The organism is Acidisoma sp. S159, assembly GCF_009766125.1.
Lineage (GTDB): Bacteria > Pseudomonadota > Alphaproteobacteria > Acetobacterales > Acetobacteraceae > Acidisoma.
The window spans coordinates 109,076-121,668 of sequence record NZ_LMUG01000002.1; the positions used below are offsets into that span (position 1 = coordinate 109,076).

The 12,593-nt window shown below is 62.2% G+C and carries 12 protein-coding genes and 1 pseudogene; 1 reads left to right on the forward strand and 12 read right to left on the reverse strand.

The window, feature by feature from the left end; genetic code table 11:
• Window positions 1–4: 4 nt before the first annotated feature.
• Window positions 5–1,003 carry a sugar ABC transporter substrate-binding protein gene (locus tag GSQ92_RS00725; protein ID WP_158800979.1) on the reverse strand — a complete coding sequence of 333 codons (999 nt, stop codon included), beginning with the start codon at window positions 1,001–1,003 and terminating at the stop codon, window positions 5–7.
• Between the two features lie 64 nt (window positions 1,004–1,067).
• Complete coding sequence (locus GSQ92_RS00730) at window positions 1,068–2,057, reverse strand: ABC transporter permease (RefSeq protein WP_158800980.1); 990 nt, start codon at window positions 2,055–2,057, stop codon at window positions 1,068–1,070.
• A gap of 209 nt (window positions 2,058–2,266) precedes the next feature.
• Here GSQ92_RS00730 and GSQ92_RS00735 point away from each other — a divergent pair, with 209 nt between their 5' ends.
• Entirely contained in the window at window positions 2,267–3,007 is a 741-nt protein-coding gene (locus GSQ92_RS00735; RefSeq protein WP_158800981.1) for an SDR family oxidoreductase, read from the forward strand.
• A gap of 15 nt (window positions 3,008–3,022) precedes the next feature.
• Here the strand turns inward: GSQ92_RS00735 and GSQ92_RS00740 are convergent, their stop codons facing one another.
• The 10 genes and pseudogenes from GSQ92_RS00740 to GSQ92_RS31350 form a co-directional block, all read right to left on the reverse strand.
• Complete coding sequence (locus tag GSQ92_RS00740) at window positions 3,023–3,904, reverse strand: N-acyl homoserine lactonase family protein (protein ID WP_158800982.1); 882 nt, start codon at window positions 3,902–3,904, stop codon at window positions 3,023–3,025.
• 50 nt (window positions 3,905–3,954) lie between these two features.
• Entirely contained in the window at window positions 3,955–4,731 is a 777-nt protein-coding gene (locus GSQ92_RS00745; protein WP_158800983.1) for an SDR family NAD(P)-dependent oxidoreductase, read from the reverse strand.
• 34 nt (window positions 4,732–4,765) lie between these two features.
• Window positions 4,766–5,758: an ABC transporter permease gene (locus GSQ92_RS00750; protein WP_158800984.1), complete on the reverse strand. Its 993-nt coding sequence runs from the start codon at window positions 5,756–5,758 to the stop codon at window positions 4,766–4,768.
• Between the two features lie 14 nt (window positions 5,759–5,772).
• Entirely contained in the window at window positions 5,773–7,305 is a 1,533-nt protein-coding gene (locus GSQ92_RS00755) for a sugar ABC transporter ATP-binding protein (RefSeq protein WP_158800985.1), read from the reverse strand.
• 22 nt (window positions 7,306–7,327) lie between these two features.
• Window positions 7,328–8,656: a sugar ABC transporter substrate-binding protein gene (locus tag GSQ92_RS00760; RefSeq protein WP_158800986.1), complete on the reverse strand. Its 1,329-nt coding sequence runs from the start codon at window positions 8,654–8,656 to the stop codon at window positions 7,328–7,330.
• 218 nt (window positions 8,657–8,874) lie between these two features.
• Entirely contained in the window at window positions 8,875–9,687 is an 813-nt protein-coding gene (locus tag GSQ92_RS00765) for an N-acyl homoserine lactonase family protein (RefSeq protein WP_158800987.1), read from the reverse strand.
• A gap of 20 nt (window positions 9,688–9,707) precedes the next feature.
• Window positions 9,708–10,091, reverse strand: a complete 384-nt coding sequence (locus GSQ92_RS00770; protein ID WP_158800988.1) for a carboxymuconolactone decarboxylase family protein — start codon at window positions 10,089–10,091, stop codon at window positions 9,708–9,710.
• A 16-nt stretch (window positions 10,092–10,107) separates the two neighbouring features.
• Complete coding sequence (locus GSQ92_RS00775; RefSeq protein WP_159012823.1) at window positions 10,108–11,463, reverse strand: MmgE/PrpD family protein; 1,356 nt, start codon at window positions 11,461–11,463, stop codon at window positions 10,108–10,110.
• A gap of 8 nt (window positions 11,464–11,471) precedes the next feature.
• Window positions 11,472–11,915 carry an NAD-binding protein gene (locus GSQ92_RS31345; protein ID WP_256367066.1) on the reverse strand — a complete coding sequence of 148 codons (444 nt, stop codon included), beginning with the start codon at window positions 11,913–11,915 and terminating at the stop codon, window positions 11,472–11,474.
• Window positions 11,895–12,380: pseudogene (locus GSQ92_RS31350) on the reverse strand (NAD(P)-dependent oxidoreductase); the annotation flags it as partial. The gene GSQ92_RS31345 and the pseudogene GSQ92_RS31350, both read right to left, overlap by 21 nt.
• Window positions 12,381–12,593 lie beyond the last annotated feature (213 nt).

Here is a 12,593-nt window from a genome sequence, read left to right on the forward strand (position 1 = left end):
GTGGCTATTTCAGCTCGCTCAGCGACCAGCAATTGCGCGGCGTTAGGTTGTCCTTCGTGAGGATCGTCAGCGGCGTGTAGTAGGTATTCTTGACGGTTCCGGCCTTGGCGGGAGAGAGCAACAGCTCAACAATCTGCTGGTTGAGGATATCGCCCTGCAGCGGCACATTGTAGCTCACGGTCATATCGAGCAGGCCTTTGCGGATATTGTCACAGCCATCCTTGGTGCCGCCGCCCGAGGTCACGACATAGACTTTTCCGGTCTTGCCGGCCTGCTGGATAGCCGCGCCGGCACCGACATCCTGGTTGTCCCAATTGCCGACGACACCGCAGAGATCCGGGTTCTGTTGCAGAACCGTCTCCATGATCGCGCGTTCCTTGGCCGGATCGTAGTTCGCGGCCTGCTCGGAGACGATCTTCATGTTGGGATGCTTCCCGAAGACGTCGTGATAGGCGAAGAGCTCATAGAGGTTGGAGGCCGCCGTCGGCACGCCCTGCATGATGGCGACCTTGCCGGAGGTGCCGGGACCGCATTGCTTCACCAGCGCATCCGCCTCGACATAACCCACCTTCACCCAATCGGCGCCGACATAGGAATCCGTGGCGAGCGAGGATTCCAGATTGACCTGCAGCACCTTGATCCCAGCCTGCTCCAGACGCTTGATCGGCCGTGAATAGGACTGCACGTCTGGGTTATGGACAATGACGAGGTCCGGCTTTTGCGCGATCAGCGAGGTGAGCGCTCGTGTTCCGGCATCGGTACTCCAATTCGGGTCGCGGATTTCGAACTTGTAGCCGAGATCAGCGGCCTGGCGACGCATGATGGCGGCCCAGCCTTCCGTCAGGTCGAAGCCCATGGCAAGCGGCACGAAGACCACAGTCTTGCCCTTGAGGCCATCGTAATAGGGCGCACGGCGAGCCGCATTCGACAGCCCGACATCCTGCGCATAGGCCGTGCTGATCGCGAAGAAGGCGCTCAGCACGAAGGCGATGAGGCGAAGCATGGGATCCTCCTATTCTTATTGTTGGAGCGAGTGATGTTGAACCGGAGCGGGCTGCAGCGCCGCGTCAGATATCGCCCTGTTGCTGCTGCGCGGTTTGCTCGTCACGGGGGTTTATGACGCTGTCGGCAATCAGTGCCAGCAGCAGGATGATGCTCTTGACCAGATTTTGCTCGGTATAGGAGACGTTGAGGATGGTCATTCCATCCAGCAACACGCCAACCAGAAGCGTGCCGACAAGCACGCTGCGTACATTGCCCCGCCCCCCGCTGAGGCTCACGCCGCCAAGCACGACGACGAGCAGCACGTCATAGATCATCGTCGAATTGTAAATCCGCGTGCTCATGCTGGCGACGGATGCGGCCATTACCAGCCCGGCCGCATAGGCGATCAGGCCGGTGACGACATATTGCGCGACGATGAGGTTGCGGACTGGAATGCCAGCGATACGGGCGGCTAGCAGATTGTCCCCGATCGCATAGACGAAGCGGCCAAAGCGCGTCCAGCGCAGGAGCAAATAGACCATGGCCGCCAATATGGCGAAAGCGATGATCGGCACCGGCACGCCCAACACACGGCCGACGCCGAGGAAGGAGAACCAGCCGGCATTGTCGGGCACGTTCTGCACGTCGATCTTGAAGAAATACGCGCGCCCCACGCCATAGACCGCGAGGCCCATGGCAAGCGTCGTAAAAATCGCCGGAACATCGGCGTAGGCCACGAGGATTCCCGTGATACAGCCGACGACAATGACGAACCCCGCGCCGACCAGCAAAGCAAGGTCGAAGTTCATCCCGGTCTGTGCCAGGGAGAAAGCCCAAGAAACCGCGACCACCATCGTGGCGATCATCGCAAGATCGATCCCCCGCCCGATCACGACGAGGCCCATGCCCAGACCAAGCATGCCCAGGATCGAAACGCTGCGGACCAAAGCGATGATATTGCCGGAGGTTAGGAAGCCATGCAGGCTCGCGGCGAAGCCCAGGAAAAGGACACAGGCCAGCGCGAAGACGATGCCCTCCTGCGTAACCTTGAAGCGGCCTGCTAAGGCCCTCATTTTCCTGTAGGTGCTCGCATTACCGATGGACCGGCGACTCCGTCGCTGGTCCCTCCCCCTGTTCCATTATGGTTGAGCGACTGTACGCACAGCGTCACGCGGCCAGAAATAGCGTGGGCTGGCATAGCAGCTATAGTCACGACAATAGGCCATTCCGGCAGAGCGAAAGTCTATCCTCATGAAAATAAATCGTCGCAGGAGGAATTGCCATGTCCAGCCGGCTTGAGGGTAGCACACTCGTCACAGGCGGAGCCGGCGGAATTGGCCGCGCGATCGTTCAGGCACTGGCCGCGCGTGGCGAGAGGGTCATCATCGGGGATTTCGATGCCGCCGCCGCGAAGATCCTGGCCGACAGCTTAGGCCCCAAGGTTCTGCCACTCGCCCTGGACGTCACGGATGCCGCCGCCGTGGATAGCCTGCTCGATCGCATTCCCGCGGAATTCCTGCCGCTCCATACACTCGTCAATAATGCGGGCCATGATGTTGGCGGCCGCACGCGTTTCGACCAGGGCTCGGCCGATGACTGGGCCAGCATCATCGACACCAACCTGAAAGGCATGATGCGCGTCACCCGCAGCGTCATCCCGGCGATGGTGAAGCGTGACGCCGGCGATATCGTCAATATTACTTCGGTGAGCGCGGTGCGGATGGTGCCTGATATGGCCGCCTACACGGCCAGCAAGGCCGGCGCCAAGGCTTTCACGGAAATGCTGCGTGCCGATCTCGCGGAAACCGGCCTCCGCATCACGGAAATTCAGCCCGGCCTTACCCGGACCGACATCATCGTCAAACGCTATCGTGGCGACCGCGAGGCCGAACGTGCGTATTTCGAGCAGTATCGCATGGCACTCGACCCCGCGGATGTCGCGAGGTCGGTGCTTTTCGCATTGGATCAACCGCCGCAGATGCAGATCGCCGAGATCCTTCTGCTGCCGGTCAACCGCTGGTAGACCGGCAGCAGAGACTTAGGAGACGAGACTTACCGCGCCATCAGCCAGCGCGATCTCGCTGATTCGCAGGCCGGTTTCCTTGATGATTCGTGACGGGAAGAGGTTTCTGACCTCCTCGTCATGGATCGGAACGACGCGCTTGTAGTCTCCGCCAGCCTCTTTGATCATCGCATCGGTCGCGAAGAGCAGATTGGTGTGGCTGACCATGGCGAGGCCGACCGGCACGTAATACGGGTCGTCCGGTGTCTGGCTGGTCATGTTCTGGTAGCTGTAGACCAGATCGCCGGCCAGCACCCAGGTATCCTCGCTCTTGGTCGCGCCATCGTTGCGGACGGCGACATATTGGCAGCCCCAGGTATGGGTATCCGGCGCCGAGCGGATATCGATGTTCGGCAGGAAGTTCTCGCGGTCGCCATCGAGTGCCACGAGGCGGCCCTGGCGCGCCAGATCAACGATCCGCATGATATCGGCGGGATCGGTCGCGACATTGAGCCAGCGGAATTTCCGGTCCAGCGCCATCGCCCAGATCCATTTCGAGAGCTCACGCTCCTGGATATAGAACTTGGCGTTCGGGAAGGCGTGAGTATTGCCGGCGTGGTCGAAATGGGCGTGGGTGAGCACGATGTGCTCGACCTCCTCCGGCTTCACGCCCGCTTCCTTCAGCACCACATCGGCGGGCTGCCAGCCATGGACGTTGAACAGCTTGCCTAGCGTCTCGCCATAGGCGTGATGGTCGTAGCCGACATCCACCAGGACCGTCGTGCCCTGGCCTTTGATGAGGACATAGCCATAGGGCATTTTCCGCGTGCCCTGGTTATGCGCGCCGTAGACGATGCCGGTAATCGGCGCCGTCGGCATATAGGCGTATTCCATAACCCAGATCGAATAATCCGCCATCGCACCGTTCTCCCGTTTTCTTTGCGCCGGCCTATTGGCCAGCTTCGGACTCAAGCATTCGCGACGAAACCGCCGCCGTCAATAACGACCGCCTGCCCGGTGATGAAGGACGCGGCGTCGGAGCTCAGGAACAGCACCAGCTGGGCGATTTCCTTCGGGTCGCTGATGCGGCCCATCGGGATCAGGGGGATGACCGTGTCCTTGGCCCCCTGCTCGCTGCCGAACATATTGGTGAGCAGCGGCGTCATCACGGAACCGGGAGCGATGGCATTGACGCGGATATTTTTCTTCGCGACTTCCAGCGCCACCGAATTGGTCAGCCCAATCACCCCCCATTTGGACGCGCAATAAACCGCCGTGGTGGCAAAGCCCATGACACCGAACAACGACGAGGTATTCACGATCGCGCCACCGCCATGCGCGAGCATGTGCGGCACCTGATATTTCAGGCCGAGGAAAATGCCCTTGAGGTTCACATCGACGATCTGGTCGAAATCCGCCTCGTCCAGCTCGTGAACCAGTGCGGTCTTGCCGGGGATGCCGGCATTGTTGAAGGCGATGTCGATGCGGCCGAAACGGGCGGCGGCGCGCTCCACCAGCGCCTTGACCTCGGCATCGCGACGGACATCGACCTCGGAGAACTCGACCCCAACCTTGGTGGTGCGAGCAATTTCCTCCTTTAGGCTGGCACCCTCGGCGGCGCCGATGCCGGCGACGAAGACGTTGGCGCCAGCTTGGGCGAAGGCGAGCGACGTGGCGCGACCGATGCCGCTGGTGCCACCGATGATGAGCGCGGTTTTGCCCGAGAAGTCATAGGTCACATTCATGCGGCTCTCCGAAGTTGTGGGGCACGCCGCCCCGCTATTTAACGATGCGGCTCAGCAGGCGATCCTGGCCGACCAGAACGGCGCCCACCACGACCGCGCCTTTGATGACCATCTGCCAATAAGGCCCGACACCGAGCAGGTTGAGGCCGTTATTCAGCAGCGCGATAATCGCGACGCCGATAAAGGTGCGATGCACGCCGCCGATACCGCCCGCCAACGACGTGCCGCCCACAACAATCGCGGCAATGGTGTTGAGCAGCAGATCCTGGCCCAAGGTCGGGCCGACTGCGCCTAGCCGTGACATGGCGAAAACCGCGGCGATGCCCGCCATCAGACCCGAGAAGGTGAAAGAGGCGATCTTGTAGCGCCCCACTGGCAACCCCGCCGTCCGGGCCACGATCTCCCCGCCGCCGATCACCAGCGCGAAGCGGCCGAACTTGGTCCAGATGCCGATCGCAACACAGATGAACCACAGCACCAAAGCGCAGAGCGCGATATTGGGCAGGTGGCGGATCAGTTGCCCGGTCGAGAGCGTATCGAGCACATCGGAATCGAACATGATCGCACGGCCGCTGAGGATGCTCAGCGCCATGCCGGTGAAGATCGAGAGCGTGCCTAAGGTCACCACGAAACTCGGCACGCGCCCAGCGACGCAGATGGTGCCGTTCACGCCGCCACAGATCGCGCCGAGCAGCGCCGCCAGCGGCAAAATCATCAAGCCGTAATCGTGATTGGCGAGAAGGCTCACGCAGACCGAGCCGACCAGCAGCACGATCGCGCCCACGGAGAGGTCGATGCTGCCCATCAGGATCACGAAACTCGCGCCCAGCGAAGCGATGAGCAGTGTCGCGGCCTCGCCGGTGATGGCCGAGAAATTCCGCCAGCTCAGGAAGGGCGGCGACGCGATGCCAAAGACGACGATCAGCCCGACCACCACCAAAATCGGCAGCCACATGCCGCGATTGGCCCTGAGGGATTGCCAGACGGCATTCGGCGGCGTGGGGCGAGACGGGCTCGTCTGTGACATGCTCTGGGAATCTCTCAAGCGGCGCTGGGCAGCATATGCGGAATGAGGTCGTGTTCGGTGGGTTTCGCCTCGACCGGCGCGGCGATTTCGGCCACCACCCTCCCGCGCTGCATGATCAGGATGCGGTTCGAGAGGCCGATCAGCTCGATGAGTTCGTCGGTGATCAGCACGATGCCAACGCCCTGCTCCGTCAGCCCGCGAATATGCGCGTAGATTTCCTCCTTGGCGCCGGCGTCCACACCGCGTGTCGGATTGTCGAGCACGAGCAGCTTGAGGTTCCGCTGCAGCCAGCGCGCGAGCACCACTTTCTGCTGGTTGCCGCCGGAGAGGTTGCGCAACGGCCCACCTGGCGAGCCGGAGCGTATGCCCATTTCCCGCACAGCACGTTCAGCGGCGCGCCGCTCGCGCCGCAAGCGCCAGACACCAAGATGCGAGAAGCGGTCGGCGCTCGGCAGCGACAGGTTGATGGCGAGCGAGAGGTTCGGAATGATCCCCTCCACCAGCCGCTCGGCCGGAACGTAGCCGACGCCCTGGCGGATCAGCTGCGCGATGCGCGGCAGCCGGGCAGCGGCCCCGGCCAGCGCGATGGTGCCTTCCGCAGGCGGCTCGACTCCCGCGAGCGCCTTGCCGAAAGCGGATTTGCCGGAATCGAGCAAACCGCCCAGCCCGATGATCTCGCCCTCGCGGACATCGAAGGAGATCCCGTTGAAGCCGCGACCCTTGAGGCCCTTCACGCTGCAAAGCATGGGCTTGGCTACGGCCTGTTGCTGGCGTGCGACATGATAATAGTCGTCGGAGCGCTCCCGCCCGACCATCAGCGCGTAGATATCCGTCTCCCCGGTCGTCTTCGGGTCGAGCTTTTCCGAAAGCCTGCCGTCCCGCATCACATGCATGGCGTCACTCACCGCCCGCACTTCCGAAAGGCGGTGCGAGACGAAAACGAAGGAGGCCTGGGCTTTCAGCCGCAGGAGCAGATCGAAAAAGGCCGTCTCGTCCTCGCGATCCAGCGCCGAGGTCGGCTCGTCCAGCAAAACGACCGGATCCTCGAGCCCGAGGAGATGGCGCGGCGCCAGACAGGCGCGCGCGATCTCGATCGCCTGGCGCTTGGAAAAATCGTAGCCGCTGGTGACGCGGCGGACATCGACATCGAGCCCGGCATCCTCGACGATCTTCTCCGCCACCGCGATCATCGCCCGCTTGTCGAGAAACTGACCCAGCCGCGTGAAGCGATGCTCCTGTGACAGAACCAGGTTTTCGTAGACGGGAATATTCGCGACCAGCGCCTGCTCCTGAAAGACGCGCGTCACACCGCGCGCGAAGGCGTCAGCGAAACTCTGGGGCCGGTAGTCACTCCCCTTCAGCCTCATCGTCCCCGCATCGGCGCGCTCGAGGCCGGTGACGATATTGAACAGGGTCGATTTGCCCGCACCGTTTTCCCCGACCAGACCGATGATCGATCTGGGGGGCACGGCCATCGTCACGTCATGAAGCACCGGAATAGGCCCGAAGCTTTTCGACACGCCTTCGATGCGAAGCAGATCCGTCATGCGCGCGTCCGGCGGGTTTGGCTCAGCCCTTCTTCATCGGCGAGGGGCCGAACATGTCGATCTTGTAGTGCGCCTTATATTCGTCCGCCACCGCCTGCGACTGGCCGTTTTGCCGCGCATCCATATAGGCCTTGGGATATTCCCAATTCGCCGGCTTCTTGATGCCCTGCCATTCGACATCCATGTCGAGCGGCGTCATCAGATCCTGCGGGTCCCAATCCTTCGGATGCAAGACTTTAGACATCAGGCGATAGTCGAAGGGCGCGACATCGCCGTTGTTCACGTAACGCTCGAGATAGGTATCGACATTGTCGAGCGTCATCATCTTCGAACCCCAATGCATCATCCGCTCCGGGGCGCGGGGCTGCCAGCCATTCATGACGTCATAAAGCCGCGTCGTCATCATCGCGCCCATGAACTGCGGGACATTCGCCGCCGTCGCCACCAACTGGCCGCGTTTGATGGCCGAGGCCGCTTCGGGATTGCCGTCTCCGGCGGAAACGATGAGCACGTCGTCGCCTGCTTTGAGCCCGGCGGTTTTGAGCGCGGCGATGGCGCCTGCGGCCTCCTCGTCATTGGCGGCGTAGATGCCGACCGCGTCGGGATGCCGGGTGAGTAGATCCTGCGCGGCCTTGTTTCCATCTTCCATGTTGAAGTTTCCGGGCAGGTCATCGACCAGCGTGAATTCCGGGAACGCCTTGAAGGCATCGTTGCGGCCCCGCGTGCGCAGAAGATCAGTGATGAAACCGGGAATACCGGTCAGGCCGATGATTTTGCCGCCCTTGCCAGTCTTCTTCTTGATCTCGGTCAGCAGCTTTGTGGTGACTTCAAAGGCCGCATGATAGTCGTCCGGATCCGCGTAGTAGGTGTAGTATTCGCTGGCATCGAAGGGCGTGAACCACGGCTCCGTCGCCCAGACATTGGCGACCCAGGTTTTATTCTGTCCCGCCAGCTTCGCGATGCGTTTGATGTTGCTGCCGTCCGGCGCGTTGAGGATGACGCCGCCCAAACCACCGGCGGCTGCCAGTTGCTCGTATTGATCGAGCTGATGTTCGCTGTTCAGCTCTGCATCCGCCGAGGTGCTGCCGATCTTGAGAGCGGCCGTTGTGTCCTCGACTGACTTCTTCACCGTCAGGCAATATTGCAGGCGAGAGGAGAAATACATATAGGCGATCTTGCCACTGGGCGCCGCGATCGCGGCCGTCGGCAGCCCAAGCGTGCGCGCGGCGGCACCGACCGCGACACCCGCCGTCACCAACTGCACAAAGTCCCGACGCGACACGCCACGCGTATCGAGACGATCGAGATGGCGATCGATCAGCTTCTTGTCGGACAGGTCTGGAATGCGCATCGTTCGTTTCCCCAATTGACTGGCCGCCTTTCATTGGCGGCGCATATTGATTTAGTGCTTAACCGCGACCCAAAGATCCGTCATGGCACGCGAAGGCGTGCGGGGCACCCCGTGCCATCCACACCTTCTCTTTTCTAAGCAAGCAAGGCGCGGATGCGCGGCCTTCGCCGAGCATGACGTGGTGGAATGAGCACGGTTCGAACCAAAGACACTCCGTTTCAGAAGGCACTCTGACGTGGCGGCACATCCAGGCGGGCGATGATGCCTTCGAGTTCGGGGCGCGGTGGCGGATAAAGCGCCATCACCAGAGGATCATGCCCGGGAATAATGTAGTCCCTTCCCGCTGCCTGGCGCCGCACGAGATCGAAAGCCTCAACGGCATCACCTGCATGGAAGACCGTCGTGAAGGGCCGCCCACTATCCATGTTCTCGAAATAGTGCAGAACATCGGAAGCCAGAACGACCCAGCCGCGCTGGGTATTGACCCGAAGAAATTGCAGCCCGCCCGAATGTCCGCTCGCGAGGTGCAAGGTAATGCCCGGCGCCAGTTCGTCATTGCCGCGATAGAAGGTCACCCGGCCGCCATAATTCAACCGCACGATGCCAACAACATCCTCGACCTCAAAGGCATGGTTGAGGAAGGGATGCCGCATATAGCGGCCGGTGGCGTAGTGAATCTCCGGCTCCTGGAGATGGAACTGCGCCACAGAAAACTTGTCGAAATTGCCGACGTGATCGTAGTGCAGATGTGTCAGCACCACATCCTTCACCGTCTCTGCGGAAAGCCCAACCAGAGATAGTGCCTCGATCGGATCGCGCAGAAATTCGCGTTTGCGCTTCACCGCCATTTCCGCGGTGAAGCCGGAATCGATCACGAAGCTACGCTCCGCACCGATCGCCACCCACACGAAATAATCCATCCGCATCGGCCCATCATGCGGATCGCCGCCAAGGAAGTTATCGGCGCGACGGCCCTCGCGGGTCGCGTAGCGAATGGCGTAGAGTTCGTAGGTGGGCAGGCTATCGGGCATGCACCGCGCCTCGCTCTGGATCAGCCCGCTTTAGCTTCTTCGGCGAAGACTTCGCGAGCGATGCGGAAAGCGTCGACGCCTGCGGGAATGCCGCAATAGACCGCGACCTGCAGAAAGACCTCCCGAATTTCGTCCTTCGAAACGCCGTTCTTCAGCGCGCCTTTCACATGCATCTTCAGCTCGTGCGGCCGGTTCAGCGCACTGATCATCGCGAGGTTGAGCAGGCTGCGTGTCTTGCGCGGCAGACCATCGCGGCCCCAAATCGCGCCCCAGCAATATTCGGTGGTGAGTTCCTGCATCGGCATGTTGAAGTCGTCAGCGGTCTTGAAGGAGTTCTCCACGAACTCCGCCCCCAGGATCGACTTGCGAATTTCGAGCCCGCGTTCGAAGACTTCGTTGGTCATGGCTTTCTCCTTGATTCTAGCTCTGCGTCAGTGCTGCGATAACGCCGACATCGTCCAGCTTCTCCAGACGCGATACAGCCTCCTCCAGCGCCGCCGCCTTGCTGCCACCAAGGATCGCGGAGGCGGCATCGCGGAAACGCTGCACGACACCCTCTGGCGTCGCCGGCACGACATCGGGAAGGCTGCGCGTACGCTTGGTGCCGTCCTTCAGCGTTACTTCAACGGAGGCACCCTGCCGGCCCGGATAGGCCGAAGTGAACTCCGCCCCCTCCTCGACCGTGAGTTTCTGCGCAAGTTGTATGATCGCCGGATCGTCAAGCCTGCGGTAGTTTTCTTCGGAGACGCCACCATGCGCCAGAGCGGCGGCGACACCGAAATGGATGCTCATCTTCGCCTGCAGGATGCGGCCGAAGGGTCCCGCATAATCGCAGCCGGGGTACATCACCATGGCGCGGGTGCCGCGCACGCGAATGGCCTGCACATCGCCGGGGCGAACCCCGTCCTCGCGTGCCAATAGCAGCATCACCTGGCACGGCGTTTGAGCGAAGTTACAGGCAGGAACCGGCTTGTTATAGACGCTCAGGATCTCCGGCGTATCATCCGCAAACAGCGTGATGGCGGGGATCGGGTTGCCCGGTCGATAGGCCGCGAAAAGCCCCGCCGCGCCGTCCAGCACGCGTTCGGAGGATCGCGCGCCGAGCGCCGCCAACTCGACCGAAGTCACGGAATTGCGCGCCGCGAAACCGGCATGGAAAAACATCTCGTCGCTACCCGTCGCAGGCCATTCGTTGAGGCCACTCAAGGTATTGACCGCGAGGGACAGTGCACTCGCCGTTTCCTCCTCGCTGAGCCCCATCATCCGCGACCCCGCGATTGCCGCCGCGACCGGCCCCGCGAACCCGGTCGGGCGGAAGAAGCGTGCGAATTCCGAGGTGATCAGCGCGCGGCCAAAACGCCCGCCCGCCTCATAGCCAAGAATTGCCGCCTCGATGAAGTCGCGCCCGCTGACAGGGCGGCGCGCCGCAAGCGCCAGCAATGTCGGCATGATGACGACGCCAAGGTGGCTGATGCTGCCGGTATGCATATCCTCCCGCACCAGCCCATGCCCCATCACCGCATTGGCGAAGGCCGCTTGCGGCACCGGCGCGCGATGCGCGGTGCCGAGAACCGGCGCCGCGCCCTGCTCTATGGTCGCGAATCGGATGGCCTGCACCGAAATCGGCAAATCCCGAGATTCCAGCGCGCAGGTGAGGAAATCGAGCAGGCAGATGCGCAGCTTCTCGGCCGCTTCGGCGGCGCGCGGAATTGTCGCGGTCAGAGCCGCATGCGCGATGCCGCGACAAAGCGGAACGCCTGCATCAAATGTCTGCATGCCATCCATCACGCGCGCACCTCCACTCCCGCCCAGGTCTCGATATTCCGGACCATGGATGTGAAATCGGACTCCGGCCCATAAACGGCATTCGTCACCGCCAGCATTTGCCGCACCATGGCGCCCACCGGCATCGGAATGCCCATCGCCTCAGCCTCATCCAGGCAAAGGCGCACATCCTTGTAGGATAGCCCAGTCATGAAGCCGTAATCGAAAGTCCCCTCCAGCACGGATTTGGGGAACTTGTCCTGGATCGCGCTGTTGCGACCGCTGCTGACATTGATGACGTCGATCATCACCTTGGGGTCAAGCCCCGCCTTCATGCCCATCACCATGCCTTCGGCGGAGATCGCCATGGCACAGGCCGCCAGAAGATTGTTGATCAGCTTGAGGGTCTGCGCCGAACCCGGCTTTTCGCCGATGTAGAAGAGTTTGCCGAAAATCGCGAGCAGCGCTTCGACCTCGCCATAGCTCGCCTTCGGGCAGGAAACCATCACCGCCAGAGTGCCGTTCTTGGCGCCCTTGATCCCGCCGCTGACCGGGGCATCGACCGAGATGATGCCATGTTCGCGCAAACCCTCCGCGACGCTCGATGCGACGCGCGAGCCGGTGGTGGAGAGATCGACGAAGATCTTGGCGCGGCCGCCATGGGCCACACCGTCCTCGCCCAGTGCGACCTTCTGCACCACGGCCGGGCTCGGCAGGCTGGCGAAAACGATATCCGAGGCGGCGGCGACCTCTGCGGGAGAGCCGGCGCGCGTGGCGCCCTCTCTGACGAGCGCGTCCACCACAGCGGAGCTGGGGTCTGTGACGACTACGGCATGCCCCGCAGCGAGCAGCCGTTGCGTCATGAAACCGCCCATGCGGCCGACGCCGACAAAGCCTAGTTGCTGACCTGACACTTCTACCCCCTGCGGCGCTTGCCGCCCCGGCCTATTCGCCTCTCGCCCGCATCACCATCGCCACAAGCGGCATATCAGCCTGCGGCGGCGACGTATCCTGTCGCCGAGCCGCGGTCGCTGCGGCTTCTCCCGGAATCCTGCGCCAACGCCGGGCGGCGTGACGCATAATCCCATGCCCATTTGTCCAATCGGATGGAAATAGGCGCGAGATGCGCCTGCTCGAATGTT

Bases quoted from the DNA above. Each gene is read 5' to 3' on its own strand.
- GSQ92_RS00760 (WP_158800986.1), bottom strand. From the start codon at position 8,656: ATGCGCATTCCAGACCTGTCCGACAAGAAGCTGATCGATCGCCATCTC.
- GSQ92_RS00755 (WP_158800985.1), bottom strand. From the start codon at position 7,305: ATGACGGATCTGCTTCGCATCGAAGGCGTGTCGAAAAGCTTCGGGCCT.
- GSQ92_RS00775 (WP_159012823.1), bottom strand. From the start codon at position 11,463: ATGCAGACATTTGATGCAGGCGTTCCGCTTTGTCGCGGCATCGCGCAT.
- GSQ92_RS00725 (WP_158800979.1), bottom strand. From the start codon at position 1,003: ATGCTTCGCCTCATCGCCTTCGTGCTGAGCGCCTTCTTCGCGATCAGC.
- GSQ92_RS00735 (WP_158800981.1), top strand. From the start codon at position 2,267: ATGTCCAGCCGGCTTGAGGGTAGCACACTCGTCACAGGCGGAGCCGGC.
- GSQ92_RS00750 (WP_158800984.1), bottom strand. From the start codon at position 5,758: ATGTCACAGACGAGCCCGTCTCGCCCCACGCCGCCGAATGCCGTCTGG.
- GSQ92_RS00740 (WP_158800982.1), bottom strand. From the start codon at position 3,904: ATGGCGGATTATTCGATCTGGGTTATGGAATACGCCTATATGCCGACG.
- GSQ92_RS00745 (WP_158800983.1), bottom strand. From the start codon at position 4,731: ATGAATGTGACCTATGACTTCTCGGGCAAAACCGCGCTCATCATCGGT.
- GSQ92_RS00770 (WP_158800988.1), bottom strand. From the start codon at position 10,091: ATGACCAACGAAGTCTTCGAACGCGGGCTCGAAATTCGCAAGTCGATC.
- GSQ92_RS00765 (WP_158800987.1), bottom strand. From the start codon at position 9,687: ATGCCCGATAGCCTGCCCACCTACGAACTCTACGCCATTCGCTACGCG.
- GSQ92_RS00730 (WP_158800980.1), bottom strand. From the start codon at position 2,057: ATGAGGGCCTTAGCAGGCCGCTTCAAGGTTACGCAGGAGGGCATCGTC.